Raw genomic sequence first — 17,530 nt, forward strand, 5'->3', positions numbered from 1 at the left:
ACCCCTGCGCGTCAGACCCGCGTCCCTGCGCGTCCAACCCGGAAGTCGGGCCACCGATTTCCCATATGCCCTTTTTATGCAGCTTGGCGGTTCTATTCTGACTGCCGGGTTTGCCGGAGAAAGGGGTGGCGGTGCGCGCAGTCAGCACGGGGGCGACGGGGCGGCCTGGCCGGCCAGCCGGGCGGAAGCCGTGATGCGGGGCGGTTCGACAGCGAAGGCGACGGGGATCGTGACGCTGGTGCTGGTGGCCCTGCTCGGTTCCGCGTACGCGTTGGGCCGCAGTCTCCTCCTGGATCCAGCTCCCCGGCACCCCACCAACGTCACCACGAACGCCGACGGGCCGCACTACGCCGACCAGCCCAGCGACGGCGACCCGGACAACGCGCCGCGCCCCGGCGGCAGCACCGGCCCCGCCGAGGCCGGCCAGGACGGTTCCGGCCGCGACGCCGGCGGGGACAAGCTGTTCGGCGCGCACGAGACCACCGGGTCCCCCCGGCTCGCGCTGACCTTCGACGACGGGCCGGATCCCCGGTACACCCCGCAGGTCCTCGCCGCGCTGCGCGAATTCGACGTGCGAGCCACGTTCTGCGTCGTCGGGGAGAACGCCCAGAACCATCCCGACCTGATCCAGGCGATCGTCGACGAGGGTCACACCCTGTGCAACCACTCGTGGCACCACGACGTCGGCCTGGGCGCCCGATCGGCCGACGCGATCCGCGCCGACCTGCTGCGCACCAACGACGCGATCCGGGCGGCAGTGCCGAACGCACCCATCGTCTGGTACCGCCAGCCCGGCGGCGCCTGGACGTACCCGGTGGTGTCGGTGGCGCGTCAGCTCGGCATGACCCCGCTGCACTGGTCGGTCGACCCGTCGGACTGGGACCTGCCGGGCGCCAGCAAGATCACCGCAACGGTGGTGACCCAGGCCGCGCCGGGCTCGGTGGTGTTGCTGCACGACGCCGGCGGCGACCGGCAGGGCACGGTGGACGCCCTGCGCCGCATCCTGCCCGACCTGACCGCGCGCTTCGAGTTGGAGGCACTACCCACCGAACCGACCTGAACCGCGGCCTTTGCGCGGCGACGGTCCGGGCGGCACGACACGCAACGGATACGGTGACGGGATGAGCAGCGCGGAGCCGACCAGCGACCAGGTGACCCGGACCGACCGACTGGCATCTGGGGAGGTCGCCGACGTGTTGGCCCTGGCCAGCACCGCGGCTGACGCCGACGGCGCGAACCCGCTCGACGAGCACGTCCTGCTCCGACTGCGCGACCCGGACGCCCCGGCCCTGCACCTGATCGCCCGCGCCGACGACGGCACCCTGACCGGGTACGCGCACCTGGACACCACCGATCCGGTCGGCGGAATCGGCGTCGAACTGGTGGTGCACCCCGCGTACCGGCGGCGGGGCACCGGTCGCGCGTTGGCCCGAGGTGTCCTCGCGTCGGCCACCGGGCCGTTGCGGGCGTGGGCGCACGGCGACCACCCCTCGGCTGCGGCGCTCGGCGTCGACCTCGGCTTCACCCGGGCACGGGTGCTGTGGCAGCTGCGCCGGTCCCTGGCCGCCCCGCTCGGCGAGCCGCGCCTGCCCGACGGGGTGGCGCTGCGCGCGTTCCGGCCCGGGGCGGACGACGCGGCGTGGCTGACTCTCAACGCGCGCGCCTTCGCCGAGCACCCCGAGCAGGGGCGCTGGACCTCGGACGACCTGCGGGTCCGGCTGACCGAACCGTGGTTCGACCCGGACGGCTTCCTGCTAGCCGAGGAAACCGGGACCGGTCGGCTGCTCGGTTTCCACTGGACCAAGGTGCACGAGCGGCCGGGCACGGCCCGGATCGGCGAGGTGTACGTGCTGGGGGTGGAGCCGACCGCGCACGGTGGCGGATTGGGCCGGGCGCTGACCACGGCCGGGCTGGCGTACCTGCGGGACAGGCGCGGCCTCGACCGGGTGATGCTCTACGTGGACGACTCGAACGCCGGAGCCGTCGCGCTCTACGAGCGGATGGGCTTCGCCCGATGGTCCGCGCACATCAACTACCACCTGGGCTGAGCGCCGCCGTCGTCCCGGCCGGGTCACCGCTGGATAACGGCCGGGCGTCGGCGACATAACAGCGAACCGGAAATATACCCATACATCCGACAGGTGTACCCGGGTTCACTTAACGGACAACTCACCCTCAGCGAGCGGTCACCTCGACGGCCGTACGTGTTCACCTTGCGTTCACTTGCGACCGGCGAACCGGCTACCTGGCACTTCTAACTTTCGTGTCAGCCGGTCAATGCCGGTCCTCGGGCCCCGGGATCGGGGCGCCAAGTCAGACGCGAAGGGAAACCCCTCAGGTGAAGCTCCAGCGGTACGGCGCTATTGCCGGCCTCGCTCTTGCCGCGACGCTCGGTCTCAGCGCATGCGGCTCGGACAACAACGAGCCCGCCTCCGGCGCGAGCGCCTCGGGCTCGGCCGCCGCGGTCGACTGCGCTACCGGCACGGTGAACGCCCAAGGCTCGTCGGCGCAGAAGAACGCCATGGCCGAATGGATCAAGGCGTACCAGCAGAAGTGCCAGGGCACCACGATCAACTACGAGCCGACCGGCTCGGGTGCGGGCATCCAGGCGTTCATCGCCGGGACCGCCGACTTCGCCGGCTCCGACTCCGCCCTCAAGCCGGAGGAGCAGCCGCAGGCCGACGCCAAGTGCGCCGGTGGCAAGGCCATCCACCTGCCGATGGTGATCGGCCCGGTGGCCGTCGCCTACAACGTCAGCGGCGTGGACAACCTCCAGCTCAAGCCGGCCACCCTGGCGAAGATCTTCGCCGGCAAGGTCACCAAGTGGGACGACGCGGCGATCAAGGCCGACAACCCGGACGCCAAGCTCCCGTCGACCACCATCCAGACCGTCCACCGCTCGGACGAGTCGGGCACCACTGACAACTTCACCAACTACCTCTCCAAGACCGCCGAGGCGGACTGGACCCTGGGCAAGGCCAAGGCGTGGAAGGCCCCGGGCGGCACCGGCGCCAAGGGCTCGGACGGAGTGGCCAGCTCGGTCAAGGGCGCCGACGGCTCCATCGGCTACATGGAGTGGTCGTTCGCCGAGAACGCCGGCCTGAAGATGGCCAAGATCGGTAACGGTGCCGGCGAGTTCGCCGCGCTGACCGCCGAGGCAGCCGGCAAGACCATCGCCGGTGCCGCGATCGAGGGCCAGGGCGACGACCTCAAGCTGAAGATCGACTACAACACCAAGGAGGCCGGGGCCTACCCGATCGTCCTGGCGACGTACGAGATCGTCTGCAGCAAGGGCCTCGCGGCCGACAAGCTCGCACTGGTCAAGGGTCTGCTGGGCTACGCCGCCAGCGCCGAGGGCCAGAACTCGCTGACCGACCTGGGCTACGCCCCGCTGCCGGAGACGGTCCGCACCAAGGTCGAGACCGCGGTCAAGAACCTCTCCTGACCCGAACCCACCACCTCCGCAACCGAATCGAGCGAGCAGATGGGTGAAACCCCTCACCGCTCGGCCGACGCCGGCACCGGCGGGACGCGCGTGACCCAGAGTCACGAGTGGCCCGCCGGTGCCTCGGCGCGTGTGGCCGAGGCACCAGTCAGCACCCGTTCCCCGGGCGGCACCGGGCTGGGCGGCGGCGGCGCGCTGCCGCGCAGCCGCAAGTTCGGTGCCGAGCGGGCCTTCCGCGGTCTCACAATGGCCGCCGGCACCGCGGTTCTGGTCATCATCGCCGCCATCGCGATCTTCCTGATCGCCAAGGCGGTGCCGGCCCTGCGCGCCAACACCGAGAACTTCTGGACCTACGAGGGCTGGTCCCCCAACGAGACAGAGCCGAAGTTCGGCATCGGCACCCTCGCCTTCGGCACCGTCCTCAGCGCGGCGCTGGCGCTGCTCATGGCAGTGCCGGTGGCGCTGGGCATCGCGCTCTACCTCTCGCACTACGCGCCCCGCCGGCTGGGCACCGCACTCGGCTTCCTGATCGACCTGCTCGCCGCCGTACCGAGCGTGGTCTTCGGCCTCTGGGGGCGGGACATCTTCATCAACCCGGTCCGCGACTTCTCGGTCTGGCTGAACGAGTACTTCGGCTGGATCCCGATCTTCGGCGGTGACGGGCCCTTCGGTAAGTCGATCATGCTGGGTGCCCTGGTGCTCGCCATCATGGTGCTGCCGATCATCACCTCGCTCTCCCGCGAGGTGTTCCTCCAGACGCCGACCGCCAACGAGGAGGCCGCCCTCGCCCTGGGCGCCACCCGGTGGGAGATGCTCCGCACCGCGGTCCTCCCCTACGGTCGCCCCGGCATCATCGCCGCGGTGATGCTCGGCCTCGGTCGGGCCCTGGGCGAGACCATCGCCCTGGCACTGACCCTCGGCATCACCTTCGGCATCTCGTTCAACCTGATCCAGAACGGTGGCAACACCATCGCCGCCAACATCGCCAACGCGTTCGGCGAGGCGAACGAGACCGGCCGTGGCGCGCTCATCGCCTCCGGCCTGGTGCTGTTCACCATCACGCTGATCGTCAACATCACGGCGCGGGCGATCATCTACCGCCGCCGGGAGTTCACGGAGTCGGCCGCATGACCACAACCGTCACCTCCCACCGCACCCGCCCGCCGGCTCAGCCGGAGTCGCTGCGGGCGAAGCGGCTGCCCGCGTACGCCGCTCCGGTCATCGCCGTGGCGGCCCTGGCGCTCTCCGCCGCGATCGTCTACGGCACCGGCGTCGGCGGCCCGGTCCTCGTGGTCGCCCTCGGCGCGATCCTCTACCTGGCCGGACTCTTCGCCGCGGCCAACGCGGTCGAGGGACGCCGGTCGGCTCGTAACCGCACCTGGAGCGCGCTGATCCACTCCGCCTTCGTGCTGGCGGTGCTGCCCCTCGTGTCAGTGGTCTGGACGCTGGTCAGCAAGGGCGCCGATCGGCTGGACGTCAACTTCTTCCAGACCTCGATGAACAACATCGGGGCCCGCGACGCCAACGGTGGCGCCTACCACGCAATCGTCGGCACGCTGGAGCAGGTCGGCATCGCCACCCTGATCACCGTGCCGCTCGGCGTCCTCTGCGCGATCTACATCGTCGAGTACGGCCGGGGTAAGTTCGCCTTCGCGATCCGGTTCTTCGTGGACGTGATGACGGGCATCCCGTCGATCGTCTCCGGCCTGTTCGTGCTGGCCTTCTGGGTGCTGGTCGTGTCCCCGTGGTTCAACGACGGCCGACCGAGCTTCTCCGGTTTCGCCGCCGCGCTCGCGCTGAGCGTGCTCATGCTGCCGACCATCGTCCGGTCCACCGAGGAGATGCTCCGCCTCGTCCCGGCGCCACTGCGCGAGGGCGCCTACGCGCTCGGCGTCCCCAAGTGGAAGACCATCATGCGGGTGGTGGTGCCGACGGCGCTGCCCGGCATCATCACCGGCGTCATGCTGGCCATCGCCCGCGCGGCCGGCGAGACCGCGCCGGTCCTGCTGGTCGCCGGAGGCGGCGCCGCGATCAACACCAATCCGTTCGAGAACAACCAGTCGTCGTTGTCCCTCTTCGTCTACCAGCAGGCCGGTGACGCGTCGAAGTACGCACCGGCACGGGCGTGGACCGCGGCACTCACCCTGGTCGCCCTCGTGCTCATCCTGACGATCGCGGCGAAGTTGCTGGCCCGTCGCAACAGGCTCAGCCGATGAACCCCGGAGGTACCACCATGGCCAAGCGCGTCTCCGCCTCGAACGTCACCGCGTACTACGGCGGCTTCAAGGCGATCGAGAACATCAACCTGACGGTCGAGCCGAAGACGGTCACCGCCCTCATCGGGCCGTCCGGTTGCGGCAAGTCGACGTTCCTGCGGTCGATCAACCGGATGCACGAGGTGCTTCCGGGGGCCCGCGTCGAGGGCAGCCTGACCATCGACGACCAGGACATCTACCACCGCGACGTGGACGTCACGGCGGTCCGCCGCACGATCGGCATGGTCTTCCAGCGGCCGAACCCGTTCCCCACCATGAGCATCTTCGAGAACGTGGTGGCCGGGCTAAAGCTCAACGGCGTCCGGAAGAAGTCGATCCTGGACGAGGCCGCCGAGAAGGCGCTGCGCTCGGCGAACCTGTGGGACGAGGTCAAGGACCGGCTGGGCAAGCCGGGCGCAGGGCTCTCCGGCGGTCAGCAGCAGCGACTGTGCATCGCCCGGACCATCGCGGTCGAGCCGCAGGTCGTCCTTATGGACGAGCCGTGCTCGGCGCTGGACCCGATCTCCACGCTGGCGATCGAGGACCTGATGTTCCAGCTCAAGGACAAGTTCACGATCATCATCGTGACGCACAACATGCAGCAGGCCGCGCGGGTCTCGGACCGGACCGCCTTCTTTTCCATCGAGAAGACCGGCGACCCGGGCCGTCTGATCGAGTACGACAACACCCAGAAGATCTTCAGCAACCCGAGCGTGAAGAAGACCGAGGACTACATCACTGGTCGCTTCGGCTGAGCCGACCGCGACCGGTCATCGGCGCCCCGCCCTCCCGGCGTGGGCGCCGGTGCCGTTTCCGGGGCTGTCCACACGGACCGGAGAGGCGGGGCTGGCAGAGCACCCCGCCTCCCGCAAGATCCACACGACTTCACCGATGTGGGGGTATCCGCGAGGGGTTGATACCGCGACATCGGCGAAGTCGAGTCGATCATGGAGTTGCGGTGCCCAACGAAGGCGCGAAGGGCACTTTTGCCCCCAGCTGGGTGGGCGGGGCCGCTCAGCTGAGCACGAAGCGGGGTTCGCCGTTCGGGGGTAGGTCCAGGCGTGGGGTGACCGGGGCGGCGGCGTCCCGATCCGCCGCCGCCCGGGCCACTGCGGCCAGGTCGCCGGCCGCCGCCACCTGGGCCAGCGTGACCAGGGTCGGTGGCAGCATGGTCAGCTCGCCGGCCTTGGCCCGGGCCAACGCGTCCGCCGGCCGGATCCACAGGGTGTGGTCGGCCTCGCCGGAGACGTCGCGGGTCCGTTGGCCGGCCGGCAGCAGGGCGACGAAGAAGTACGTGTCGAAGCGGCGCGGCTCGAACTCCGGAGTGATCCACCGGCTCCACGGCAGCAGCAGGTCCGACCGGAGGGTGAGCTGACGGTCGGCGAGCAACGCGGCGAAGCCCAGCCGGCGACCCTCCAGGTCCTGACGAGCCGCCTCCCAGTCGTCGCCACTGACGTCGCCCACCACCGTCGCCGGGTCCGGGCCGGCGAGCAGCACACCCGCCTCCTCGAAGACCTCCCGCGCGGCGGCGCAGACGACCGCCTGGGCCGCGCCCGGGGCCACCCCGAGCCGCCCGGCCCACTCATCCGGTGTGGGCCCGGCCCAGTCCAGGTGTGTCTCCGAGTCGGAGCGGTCCACCCCACCGCCGGGGAAGGCGTACATGCCCCCGAAGGTCATGGCGGCGACCCGGCGGATGACGTACACCTCGAAGTCGGCGTCGGTCGGGCGCAGCAGCAGCACGGTGGCCGCGACCCGGGGCACCGCCGGGGTGCCGCCCTCGGCCTGGAACCGGCGGGCGTGCTCGACCAGGGCAGCCGGCGCGGCGAAGCCGTCACTGTCGATCGTCATGCCGCGAGCCTAGTTCCCCCCTCGGGAGCCCTGACCCGGCCGATGCGCGGTCCAGCAGCCGCACCGGTCCAGACGTCCTTTGCTCTGCATATGCGGGTGCACCACCTCCGGCCGGGACGTGGTGCGTCCGCATAAGCAGAGCAAAGGACGCGAGTGAGGTGGGCGGGGGGGGCGGAGCGGAGCGGGGCGGGGCGGGGCGGGGCGGGGCGACCGGGGCCTCACCGCACGTCCGACATCTGAGCCGGCGGCGAACCGTTCACCCAGCTCGGTTAGCGTTCCGGCATGACTCGTTGGGGCATCCTGGCCACCGGCCACATCGCCAGCCGTTTCGCCGAAGACCTCCGGCTGGTGCCGGACGCCGAACTGGTCGCGGTTGGTTCCCGTTCCGTGGAGAGCGCGCGGCGTTTCGCCGACACGTACGGCGCGAAGCGCGCGCACGGCTCCTGGGTGGAGCTGGCCGCCGATCCGGAGGTGGACGCGATCTACGTGGCGACCCCGCACTCCGCGCACTACGAGGCGGCGATGACCTGCCTGACCGCCGGCCGGGCGGTGCTGTTGGAGAAGCCGTTCACCCTCGACCTGGCGACCAGCACCGAGTTGGTGGACACCGCCCGCGCCGCCGGGGTCTTCCTGATGGAGGCCATGTGGATGCGGACGAACCCGCTGATCCTCCGAATGGTCGAGCTGATCTCGGAGGGGGCGATCGGCACGGTCAGCGGTGTCCGCGCCGACTTCGGGGTGGCCGGGCCGTTCCCGCCGGACCACCGGATGCGCAACGCCGCACTGGGCGGGGGCGCCCTGCTGGACCTGGGCATCTACCCGATCAGTCTGGCCCACCTGCTGCTCGGGGTGCCGCAGCACATCCGGTCCTGGGCGCAGATCGGCCCGGAGGGCACTGACGAGAACACCGGCATGCTGTTCGGCTACGACACCGGCGCGCTGGCGACGCTGAGCTGCGGCATGGTCGGGGCGACCAACCTGTCCGCCTCGATCACCGGCAGCGCGGGCCGGATCGACCTGCCGGAGCCATTCTTCCGGCCGGGTTCCCTCACTGTGCACCGGGACGGCGCCGAGCCGGAGACGATCACCGCCGACACGGCGGGCAACGGCTACCAGTACGAGGCGATCGAGGTGCAGCGCTGCCTGGCCGCCGGTCTGACCGAGAGCCCGTTGGTGCCGCACACCACCACCCTGGAGGTGATGGCACTGCTCGACGCGGTGCGCGAGCAGATCGGCGTGCGCTACGAGTGAAGAGAGGAGGCCCCCGGCCGGAGCCGGGGGCCTCCTCTCGACGGGCACGGTCAGCCGAAGAGCGGCCGGACCAGCAGGTAGGTGACGCAGGCGATCAGCGCGGCGGCCGGGAACGTGATGATCCAGGCGATCACGATGTTGCCGGCGACGTTCCAGCGGACCGCCGACAGCCGCTTGGTCGCGCCCACACCCATGATCGCCGAGGTGATCGTGTGGGTGGTGGAGATGGGTGCCTTGAGCACCAGGGCGTTGAAGTAGAGCACCGCGCTGGCCACCGTCTCGGCCGCGAAGCCCTCCGGCGGCCCGAGGTCGATGATCTTCCGGCCCAGCGTCCGGATGATCCGCCAACCACCGGCGTACGTGCCCAGGGCCAGCATCGTCGCCGACGTCCAGAACACCCAGCCCGGGATGTGCGTCTTGCTCTCCTGGAAACCGCCGGTGTACAGCGCCAGCACCACGATGCCCATGGTCTTGGCGGCGTCCTGCATGCCGTGGCCGACGGACATGGCGGCCGCCGAGGCGGTCTGCGCCCACCGGAAGCCCCGGTTGAGCTTGCCCGGCTGCCCCTTTCGGAACAGCCACAGGATGGCGAGCATCAGGAGGTAACCGAGGGTGAGGCCGACGATCGGCGAGAGCACCATCGGCAGCAGCACCTTCTCGCCGATGTTGACCCACTGCACGATGCCGCCGGTGGACAGCAGGGTCGCGCCGACCAGCCCGCCGAAAAGCGCGTGCGAGGACGACGAGGGCAGACCGAAGTACCAGGTGATCAGGTTCCAGGCGATCGCGCCGAGCACCCCGGCGAAGACCACCCCCAGGCTGCTCACCCCGGTGGGCAGGGTGACCAGGCCGTCGCCGACGGTCTTGGCGACTCCGGCGCCGAAGTGGGCGCCGATGAAGTTGCCGACCGCGGCGAGCCCGAGGGCGATCCGAGGTGTCAGCGCCCGCGTGGAGACGCTGGTCGCGATCGCGTTGGCGGCGTCGTGGAAGCCGTTGGTGTAGTCGAACGCCAGGGCTACCCCGATCACCGCCAGCACGGCGATGAGTTCGGGTGTCACGGTCACAGGATCAGGACTCCTTGACCGCGATGGTCTCGACGGTGTTGGCCACGTGCTCGAAGGCGTCACAGGCGGCCTCCAACTCGTCGGCGACCTCCTTCATCTTCAGCACCGTCAGCGCGTCGTACTCACCGGAGAAGAGCCGGACGAGCAACTGCCGGTTGATCCGGTCGCCCTCGTTCTCCAGGCGGTTGCACTCGATCCAGTAGTCCTCGAGATCCTTCATCGACTTCAGCCGGGGCATCGCCTCGGCGGTCAGCTTGGCCTGCTGGTCGAGCACGTTGACCATTTCGTGCAGCTCGCGGGGCAGCGCCGGCAACTCGGTCAGCCCGTACAGGTAGAGCAGGTCGCCGACCGCTTCCAGGTGGTCCATCACATCGTCCAGCAGTGAGCCGAGCCGGTAGATGTCCTCCCGGTCGAACGGGGTGATGAAGGTCGAGTTGATCTTCTTGTACAGGTCGTGGGTGATCTGGTCGCTGTCGTGCTCGACCTCGGTCAACCGCTCGCTGACCGACTGCACGTCCACGCCGGGCAGGGCCAGCTCGTTGAGCAGTTCCGTGCCCCGGACCAGGTTCTGCGCGGCCCTGGTGAAGAGCTCGTAGAAGGCGCCCTCGGTGGGGCGGAAGGAAAACTTCACAGCACAGACCTCGTCGCGTCGGTGGAAGGGTGGCGGCGCCCGACGAGCGACCGCTCGGTGAATGCTAGGAAACGGCTGAACCGGGAATTCGGCGGCCCACCCCTGGCCAGGCCTCATTCACCGGTCGTTTACCTACTGTTCATCTCGGCTGTCCCACGCGCACCCGGTCCCCCAGCACCAAGCCGTTCCCGCTCCTCGTCCACGTCGAAATCGGCAGCCGGATACCCCAGGTCGAGAGTGTCGAACGTCTCACGCAGCAGGTGGGCCACCGCCCAGTCCCTGTACCACTTGCGGTCCGCCGGCACCACAAACCAGGGCGCGGCGTCCGTGCCACACCGGCTGAGGGCCTCGGCGTACGCGGCCTGGTAGTCGTCCCAGTGCCCCCGGGAGTCGATGTCGGACGGGTTGTACTTCCAGTGCTTACGGGGGTCGGTCAGGCGCTCCAGCAGGCGCTTGCCCTGCTCCTCGTACGAGATGTGCAACATGACCTTCACCAGGGTCATTCCACCCTCGGCGAGCTCCCGTTCGAACGAGTTGATCGCGTCGTAGCGGGCCCGCCAGGTCGTCTCGGGCACCAGCGACCCGACCCGGGCGATCAACACGTCCTCGTAGTGCGAGCGGTTGAACATCCCCACGTACCCCGGCGGAGGCAGCTCGCGACGGATCCGCCAGAGGAAGTCGTGCCGCAGCTCCTGGCGGGTCGGCGGCCCGAACGAGCGGATGTGCAGACCCAACGGGTTCATCGCACCGGCCACCCGCTTGATCGTGCCGTCCTTCCCGCCGCAGTCCATCGCCTGCAGCACCAGCAGCACCCGGTGCGCCGGCCGCTCCGACCCGGTCTTGGCCATCGCGAAGAGCATCTCCTGCTGCTGGGCCAGCTCGCCGCCGACCAGCTCCACCTGCTCTCGCGCCCATGCCTTGCGGCGCTCGCCGCGCCCCGCCGTCTCCGGCAGGCCGGGCGTGGAGCGGGGGTCGATGGCACCGAGGTCCACCGGCGCGGTGACCCGCAGCAACTCCCGCACGGAGCCGCCAGAGGGTGCCACGATCTGCCGTTGCTGGGGTGAGCTCATCCACGGATCATCGCCCACCCCCAGGCCATCCGCCCGCCAAGGGACCCTGCCCGGGACGGCCGCCCGACCGTCCGGGGCAGCCGGTACGTGCGGTTGCCGCGAGGATGTACGCCAGGACGGTGCCGACCGGGAGGATGGTGGGTCGTGCGGGACCTGGCGACGGAGTTCGAGGCCGAGCGGGGTCGGCTGCTCGCGGTGGCCCACCGGATGCTGGGCAGCCGCGCCGAGGCGGAGGACGCGGTGCAGGAGACCTGGCTGCGCTGCGCCGCTGCACTCGCCGACCCGGGCGCCCGCGCCGAGATCCGTGAACTGTCCGCGTGGCTGACCACCACCTGTGCCCGGATCTGCCTCGACGTGCTCCGCTCGGCCCGGGTCCGTCGGGAGGCGTACCCCGGTCAGTGGCTTCCGGAGCCGGTGGTGAGCCCGTTGGGCGGCGGACCGTCCTCGGACGGGTACGCACCCGATCCGGCGGACCGGGCGGTCCGCACCGAGCAGGTCGGCGCGGCGTTGCTGGTGGTGCTGGAGCGACTCGCACCGGAGCAACGGGTCGCTCTCGTGCTGCACGACGTGTTCGCGGTGCCGTTCGCCGGGGTCGCCGAGGTGCTCGGCACCACCGAGGTGTCGGCCCGACAGCTCGCCTCCCGGGCACGCCGGGCGGTCGCCGCGCCGGACGTCCCCCGGCACACGGCCGACCTGGCCGAGCAGCGTCGGGTGCTCGAAGCGTTCGTCGTCGCGACCGAGTCCGGCGAGTTGGACCAGCTGCTCCGGGTGCTCGCCCCGGACGTGGTGTTCGTCGGCGACTCCGGCGGGCACTTCCCGGCGGCCCGGCGGCCGGTGCTCGGCGCGGACGCCGTCGGCCGTCTCACGCTCGGTCTGTTCGGCCGGACCGGCCGGTACGCCCGACGCGTCCGGTCCCGACCGGTGCTGGTCGACGGCGTACTCGGCCTGCAGATGGAGACGACGCACAGCGACGGCCGGCCCATCCGCCTGGTCACCGCGTTCGCCGTGCACGAGGGGCGGATCACCGCCATCTACAACCAGCTCAATCCGGAGAAGCTCGCCGCTCTGGTGGCGTTGGGCGACGACGACACCTGGCCGCCGCGCTGGTGAACCGACCCGCCGTGGGCGGTGTCAGACCACGAGAGCCAACCACTTGCGGTACGCCCCGGCGAACGGCTCGGTGCCGTCGCCGAGGGCCCCGAACAGCCGCTGGGCAGCCGCCTCGGCCTCGGCCACCACGTCGTCCGGGTAGCCGAACCGGGCCCGGTGCTCGGCGAACTCGTCCTCGTCGAGCAACTCCACCAGGCCGGTGGCCCGACGCCGCACCACGTCGAGGTCCAGGTCGATGAGGTGCACTGTGTCGTCGGATTCCCAGCGGGCCGGGGTGGTGATGTCGCAGTAGACCTCGCTGGTGCGCGGTGGGGGGTTGAACATGGCCGTCCACCAGGCGCGATGGGGCACCAGCAACACGAACGGGATCTTCTCCACCGAGGGCCGGCCGTGGTAGACCGACTCGGTGCCCTCGGGCACGCCGAGCCAGACGCCGAGATCGTCCTCGGTGAGCCGGCGGGCCGGGTAGTCGCGGTGGGCGCTGCCGTCGTACTTGCGGTAGATCACTCGGACCATGTCGCTCGGCATGATTCGCACCCTAACCGATACTGCCCACGGGTCGTAGCGCGGCGGTAACGGGACGGCACGGACCGACGTCGACCGGCCCGGCCGGCTTCGCGCCACGCGACGGATGGGCGCGGTCGGTGTCGGCGGCGACGGGTACCGTCGCACGGTGACTCCGCCCCGCACCGCCACCGGTTCCGCCACCCCGTCGGCCCGTGCCAAGGGCCGGCGGCGGGGTGCCAAACCCAGCGGCAGGGAGTTGCTGGCGGCGGCGGTCGGCGCGGTGCCCGGCGGCGCGGAACGACCCGGCCAGCTACAGATGACCACGGCCATCGAGGAGTGCGTGGCCGACGGCGAGCACCTTCTCGTGCAGGCGGGCACCGGCACCGGCAAGTCGCTGGCCTACCTCGCACCGGCGCTGACCGTGGACGGCCCGGTGGTGGTCTCCACCGCCACCCTGGCGTTGCAGTCCCAGCTCGTCGACCACGACCTCCCCCGACTGGCCGACGCGGTCGAGCCGGTGCTCGGTCGTCGACCCACCTTCGCGGTGCTGAAAGGCCGCCACCACTACCTGTGCCTCGCCCGACTCGACAACTCCACCGAGGAGGAGCCGGAGGACACCCTCTTCGACGCCCCCGCCGCTCGCCCCGGCGGGGGGACGAAGTGGCTCGGTGAGGCGGGCCGGCTGGGCAAGCAGATCGAGCGGCTACGCGACTGGGCCGAGAAGACCGCCACCGGCGACCGCGACGAGCTGGACCCGGGCGTGGACGACCAGGCCTGGCGGCTGGTGTCGATGCCCGCCCGGGAGTGCGTCGGTGCGAGCCGCTGCCCGTTCGGGCAGGAGTGCTTCGCCGAGGCGTCCCGGGCCCGGGCCCGCGAGGCGGACATCGTGGTGACCAACCACAGCCTGCTCGCTGTCGACATGCTCGCCGACCGGCACATCGTTCCGCCGCACAAGCTGCTCATCGTCGACGAGGCGCACGAGTTGGCCGACCGGGTCTCCTCGGCGGCCCAGGCGGAGCTGGTGCCGGAGCTGATCGACCGCACCACCCGCCGGGCGCGCACACTGCTGCGACCGGAGACCGCCGAAGCGCTCACCGCGGCCGGTGACGCCCTCGCGGTGGGGTTGGCCGAGGCACCGGCCGGACGCATCACGGCGGGGCTTCCCACACCCCTGCGGGAGGCGTGCACGCTGCTCGACGCGGCGACCCGCTCCGCCCTGGACGCCATCGGCGACATCAAGGCCGACGACCCCGACCCGGTCCGCAAGCAGCAGGCCAAGGCCGCGCTGGACGAACTCTCCACCACCGCGCAGCGGCTGCTGGAGGAGGGCGACCACGACGTGGCCTGGGTCGAGAAGAACGACAGCGGCAGCCGCCGGGCGCTGGTGGTCGCGCCGCTCTCGGTCGCCGGCACTCTCGCCACTCACCTGTACGACGAGCGCACAGTCGTCGCCACCTCGGCGACCCTGGCGCTGGGAGGCCGGTTCGACACGGTGGCCCGCGCCCTCGGGCTGGACGCTCCCCCACCCGCGCCGCCGTCCCCCGCGTCGGCCGCGCTGGCTGCCCGCACCGGCCCGGGTCGTCCGGTGGCCGAGACACCGGGCCGTCGACTGGCTGGAGAGGTGACCCCCAGTGCCGTCGTACCGGCCACCGAGGGCCCCGGGTGGCGGTCACTCGACGTCGGCTCGCCGTTCGACTACGCCCGGCAGGGCATCCTGTACGTCGCCGCGCACCTGCCCCGCCCCAGCGTCTCCGGGCTGCCCGAGGCCGCCGGAGAGGAGTTGCTCGGGCTGGTCGGAGCACTCGGTGGTCGTACCCTCGGGCTTTTCTCCTCTCGGCGGGCCGCGCAGCAGGCCGCGGAGCTGCTGCGCGCGCGGACCGACCTGCCGGTGCTGTTGCAGGGCGAGGAGGCCCTGCCGTTGCTGGTCCGTCGGTTCCGCGAGGAGCGCGCCAGCTGCCTGTTCGGTGTGATGTCGCTGTGGCAGGGCGTGGACGTGCCGGGTGACGCGTGTCAGCTCGTCGTCATCGACCGGCTGCCCTTCCCGCGCCCGGACGAGCCGCTGGCGGCGGCTCGCGCTGCCGCCGTGGACGCGGGCGGCGGCTCCGGCTTCGCAGCGGTCAGCGTGCCGATCGCGGCGGTTCGGCTGGCTCAGGGTGTGGGCCGGCTGATCCGAGCGACCGGCGACAAGGGCGTGGTCGCGGTGCTCGACTCCCGGTTGGAGACGGCTCGCGGTTACGGGCCGTTCCTGCGGCGGTCGCTGCCCCCGTTCTGGTACACGACGCGTCCCGAGGTGGCTCGCGGCGCCCTGGAACGCCTCGCCCAGTCCTGACCGACCCACCGTCACCCCTCACCCCAGCGCCGGGCGGCGCACGGCCAAGATCGCGCTACAACATGGAAGGAGTGGCCTCCCGCGGTGGGGAGGCCACTCCTTCCATGTTCGTGCGTGATCAAGCGGGCTGGCGACGCGCGCGGAGCGCGCGAAGGCGTGGGCGCTCTCCTACGGGGCCTGGGCGGCGACGACCACGGCGTCGGGTGGGGTGTCCGGGACCCTTCGGGCGGCGAGCCGACGGACGGCGGTGTTCAGCACCGCGATGAGCGGCACGGAGACCAGCGCGCCGGTGATGCCGGCGAGGACGACACCCGCGGCGATACCGATGATCACCGCGAGTGGGTGGAGGGCGACCGCCCGTCCCATGATCAGCGGCTGGAGGACGTGCCCCTCGATCTGCTGCACACCGATCACCGCGCCCAGGATGATCAGGGCGGTGACCGGGCCGCTGTCGACGAGCGCGACGAGCACCGCGACGCCGCCGGACAGCGCCGCGCCGACGATCGGGATGAACGCGCCGAGGAAGACCAGCGCGGCCAGCGGGAAGGCGAACGGGATGTCGAAGATGACCAGGAAGATGCCGATGCCGACCGCGTCGATGAAGGCGACCAGGACGGTCGCGCGGACGTAGGCGACAAGCGTCTGCCAGGAGGCTCGGCCCGCATCGTCGACCTTCCACCGGGCGGCCACCGGCAGCAGGCGGACCAGGAAACGCCAGATCCGGGTGCCGTCGCGCAGGAAGAAGAACGTCGCGAAGAGCACGAGCAGCGTGCCGGTCAGCACCTCGGCCAGCGTCGCCGCAGTGCTCAGCGCCCCGCTGGTGAACTTCGAGGTGTTGTTGTTGATCCAGCCCTGGGCCTCGTCGATGTAGCGGTCGAGCTGGGTGTCGGAGAGGTGCAGCGGGCCCGTCTTCAGCCAGTTCTGGATCTGCCGGACGCCCTCCGAGGACTTCGCGCTCAACTCCGGCACGCCCCGGATGAACTCGTTGACCACGAGCGTCAGCGTGCCGATGACCGCGACCAGGCCGCCGACCAGCACCACCGCCGTCGCCAGCGACCGGGGCAGTCGGGCCCGCAGCAGCCAGCCCACCGCAGGCGCGAGCAGCGCGGAGAGCAGCAGCGCGATGGCCAACGGGATGATCACGATCTTGATCGTGCCGACGATCCGGAGCAGAGCCCAGGCCACCACGCCGATCACGATCAGCCGCCAGCACCACGCTGCGGCGATCCGCAGCCCGTGCGGGACGTCGGCGTCGTCCCGGCTGGAGGTCGAACTGTGCAGGTCCACAGGAGGCTCAGCACCGTAGACCGAGGCAGTCGGCGGCGCGGTCGGCCCCGGTACGGCCGGGGACGCCACCCGGGCGTCCGCCGACACGTCGCTCAACTCGTCGCTCGACGTGCCCTCGTCGGGACGGGCCGACTCCTGTCGCGACTGGTAGGCGCGGCGAAGCCGCCCGCGTACCCGCTCGAAGCGGCTCAAGCGCACCTCCTGGCAGAAGAGACCGGTCCACCCACGGCGACAGGTCGGACAGCATACGTCCGTTGCCGACACCGTAGGGCAGTTCCGCCACACAGTGCCCCCGCCACCACCGGCGTAACCACCGGCGGCCCGCCGTCGGCCACACGGTAGCGTCTCCGGCGTGACCGCCGACAACGATCTCGACGCCGGCCTGCCGATCCGTCTGCTGCACGACCGGGTGCTGGTGCGGATGGAGGGCAGCGAGGGCGAACGCCGCTCCACCGCCGGCATCGTCATCCCGGCGACCGCCGCGGTCGGCAAACGCCTCGCCTGGGCCACCGCCGTGGGCGTGGGCCCGAACGTGCGGGCCATCGTCTCCGGCGACCGGGTGCTCTTCGACCCGGACGACCGTTCCGAGGTCGAGCTGCACGGCCGCGGGTACGTGTTGCTGCGCGAACGCGACGTGCACGCCGTGGCCGCCGAGCGGATCGAGAACGATTCCACCGGCCTCTACCTCTGACCCACCCTCCCCCTGCCGCGCACCGTTTGCCCGGCCGCACGA

16 protein-coding genes are annotated in these 17,530 nt (G+C 71.2%); 10 read left to right on the forward strand and 6 right to left on the reverse strand.

All coding sequences use genetic code 11. From position 1 onward, the window contains the following. Nucleotides 1-193 precede the first annotated feature (193 nt). The 6 genes from O7631_RS02650 to pstB all read left to right on the forward strand — a co-directional run bounded on the left by O7631_RS02650 (nt 194) and on the right by pstB (nt 6,455). Nucleotides 194-1,060, forward strand: coding sequence for a polysaccharide deacetylase family protein (locus tag O7631_RS02650; RefSeq protein ID WP_278142855.1), 867 nt, complete (start codon nt 194-196; stop codon nt 1,058-1,060). Between the two features lie 61 nt (nt 1,061-1,121). After that, nucleotides 1,122-2,048, forward strand: a complete 927-nt coding sequence (gene mshD, locus O7631_RS02655) for a mycothiol synthase (protein WP_278142856.1) — start codon at nt 1,122-1,124, stop codon at nt 2,046-2,048. A gap of 290 nt (nt 2,049-2,338) precedes the next feature. Further along, nucleotides 2,339-3,445, forward strand: coding sequence for a phosphate ABC transporter substrate-binding protein PstS (gene pstS / locus O7631_RS02660; RefSeq protein WP_269682155.1), 1,107 nt, complete (start codon nt 2,339-2,341; stop codon nt 3,443-3,445). A gap of 39 nt (nt 3,446-3,484) precedes the next feature. Next, nucleotides 3,485-4,576, forward strand: a complete 1,092-nt coding sequence (pstC, locus tag O7631_RS02665) for a phosphate ABC transporter permease subunit PstC (RefSeq protein WP_269682154.1) — start codon at nt 3,485-3,487, stop codon at nt 4,574-4,576. Further along, nucleotides 4,573-5,661, forward strand: coding sequence for a phosphate ABC transporter permease PstA (gene pstA, locus O7631_RS02670; protein WP_278142857.1), 1,089 nt, complete (start codon nt 4,573-4,575; stop codon nt 5,659-5,661). Before pstC ends, pstA begins: the two co-directional genes overlap by 4 nt. 17 nt (nt 5,662-5,678) lie before the next feature. After that, nucleotides 5,679-6,455 (forward strand): phosphate ABC transporter ATP-binding protein PstB, encoded by a 777-nt coding sequence (pstB, locus tag O7631_RS02675; RefSeq protein WP_088987405.1) that lies wholly within the window; start codon nt 5,679-5,681, stop codon nt 6,453-6,455. A gap of 259 nt (nt 6,456-6,714) precedes the next feature. Here the strand turns inward: pstB and O7631_RS02680 are convergent, their stop codons facing one another. Then, complete coding sequence (locus O7631_RS02680) at nt 6,715-7,548, reverse strand: NUDIX domain-containing protein (RefSeq protein ID WP_278142858.1); 834 nt, start codon at nt 7,546-7,548, stop codon at nt 6,715-6,717. Between the two features lie 282 nt (nt 7,549-7,830). Here O7631_RS02680 and O7631_RS02685 point away from each other — a divergent pair, with 282 nt between their 5' ends. Continuing rightward, on the forward strand, nt 7,831-8,799 hold the full coding sequence (locus tag O7631_RS02685; RefSeq protein WP_278142859.1) for a Gfo/Idh/MocA family oxidoreductase: 969 nt from the start codon (nt 7,831-7,833) through the stop codon (nt 8,797-8,799). 50 nt (nt 8,800-8,849) lie between these two features. Here O7631_RS02685 and O7631_RS02690 read toward each other — a convergent pair whose 3' ends face one another. The 3 genes from O7631_RS02690 to O7631_RS02700 all read right to left on the reverse strand — a co-directional run bounded on the left by O7631_RS02690 (nt 8,850) and on the right by O7631_RS02700 (nt 11,564). Next, entirely contained in the window at nt 8,850-9,857 is a 1,008-nt protein-coding gene (locus tag O7631_RS02690) for an inorganic phosphate transporter (protein WP_145778718.1), read from the reverse strand. 10 nt (nt 9,858-9,867) lie between these two features. Beyond that, nucleotides 9,868-10,494: a DUF47 family protein gene (locus O7631_RS02695; RefSeq protein ID WP_278142861.1), complete on the reverse strand. Its 627-nt coding sequence runs from the start codon at nt 10,492-10,494 to the stop codon at nt 9,868-9,870. Nucleotides 10,495-10,622: 128 nt separating this feature from the next. Further along, on the reverse strand, nt 10,623-11,564 hold the full coding sequence (locus O7631_RS02700) for a PPK2 family polyphosphate kinase (protein ID WP_278142862.1): 942 nt from the start codon (nt 11,562-11,564) through the stop codon (nt 10,623-10,625). A 144-nt stretch (nt 11,565-11,708) separates the two neighbouring features. Between O7631_RS02700 and sigJ the strand changes: the two genes are divergently transcribed. Further along, nucleotides 11,709-12,674 carry an RNA polymerase sigma factor SigJ gene (gene sigJ, locus O7631_RS02705; RefSeq protein WP_278142863.1) on the forward strand — a complete coding sequence of 322 codons (966 nt, stop codon included), beginning with the start codon at nt 11,709-11,711 and terminating at the stop codon, nt 12,672-12,674. Nucleotides 12,675-12,695: 21 nt separating this feature from the next. Here the strand turns inward: sigJ and O7631_RS02710 are convergent, their stop codons facing one another. Next, the gene (locus tag O7631_RS02710) at nt 12,696-13,202 is read right to left on the reverse strand and encodes a DUF402 domain-containing protein (protein ID WP_269682148.1); all 507 of its coding nucleotides are present in this window, start codon (nt 13,200-13,202) and stop codon (nt 12,696-12,698) included. Nucleotides 13,203-13,305: 103 nt separating this feature from the next. Between O7631_RS02710 and O7631_RS02715 the strand changes: the two genes are divergently transcribed. Beyond that, nucleotides 13,306-15,510 carry an ATP-dependent DNA helicase gene (locus O7631_RS02715; protein ID WP_278142864.1) on the forward strand — a complete coding sequence of 735 codons (2,205 nt, stop codon included), beginning with the start codon at nt 13,306-13,308 and terminating at the stop codon, nt 15,508-15,510. Between the two features lie 168 nt (nt 15,511-15,678). On the opposite strand, the gene O7631_RS02720 is transcribed toward O7631_RS02715, so the two are convergent. Next, nucleotides 15,679-16,989 carry an AI-2E family transporter gene (locus O7631_RS02720; RefSeq protein ID WP_278142865.1) on the reverse strand — a complete coding sequence of 437 codons (1,311 nt, stop codon included), beginning with the start codon at nt 16,987-16,989 and terminating at the stop codon, nt 15,679-15,681. Between the two features lie 160 nt (nt 16,990-17,149). On the opposite strand from O7631_RS02720, the gene O7631_RS02725 reads away from it, so the two are divergent. Beyond that, nucleotides 17,150-17,488 (forward strand): co-chaperone GroES, encoded by a 339-nt coding sequence (locus tag O7631_RS02725; RefSeq protein ID WP_030327790.1) that lies wholly within the window; start codon nt 17,150-17,152, stop codon nt 17,486-17,488. Nucleotides 17,489-17,530: the final 42 nt, after the last annotated feature.

The organism is Micromonospora sp. WMMD967, from assembly GCF_029626165.1.
Lineage (GTDB): Bacteria > Actinomycetota > Actinomycetes > Mycobacteriales > Micromonosporaceae > Micromonospora > Micromonospora taraxaci.

Coding starts and splice junctions, on each gene's coding strand:
- O7631_RS02650 (WP_278142855.1), top strand. CDS start 194: ATGCGGGGCGGTTCGACAGCGAAGGCGACGGGGATCGTGACGCTGGTG.
- mshD (WP_278142856.1), top strand. CDS start 1,122: ATGAGCAGCGCGGAGCCGACCAGCGACCAGGTGACCCGGACCGACCGA.
- pstC (WP_269682154.1), top strand. CDS start 3,485: ATGGGTGAAACCCCTCACCGCTCGGCCGACGCCGGCACCGGCGGGACG.
- pstA (WP_278142857.1), top strand. CDS start 4,573: ATGACCACAACCGTCACCTCCCACCGCACCCGCCCGCCGGCTCAGCCG.
- pstB (WP_088987405.1), top strand. CDS start 5,679: ATGGCCAAGCGCGTCTCCGCCTCGAACGTCACCGCGTACTACGGCGGC.
- O7631_RS02680 (WP_278142858.1), bottom strand. CDS start 7,548: ATGACGATCGACAGTGACGGCTTCGCCGCGCCGGCTGCCCTGGTCGAG.
- O7631_RS02685 (WP_278142859.1), top strand. CDS start 7,831: ATGACTCGTTGGGGCATCCTGGCCACCGGCCACATCGCCAGCCGTTTC.
- O7631_RS02700 (WP_278142862.1), bottom strand. CDS start 11,564: ATGAGCTCACCCCAGCAACGGCAGATCGTGGCACCCTCTGGCGGCTCC.
- O7631_RS02710 (WP_269682148.1), bottom strand. CDS start 13,202: ATGCCGAGCGACATGGTCCGAGTGATCTACCGCAAGTACGACGGCAGC.
- O7631_RS02715 (WP_278142864.1), top strand. CDS start 13,306: ATGGGCGCGGTCGGTGTCGGCGGCGACGGGTACCGTCGCACGGTGACT.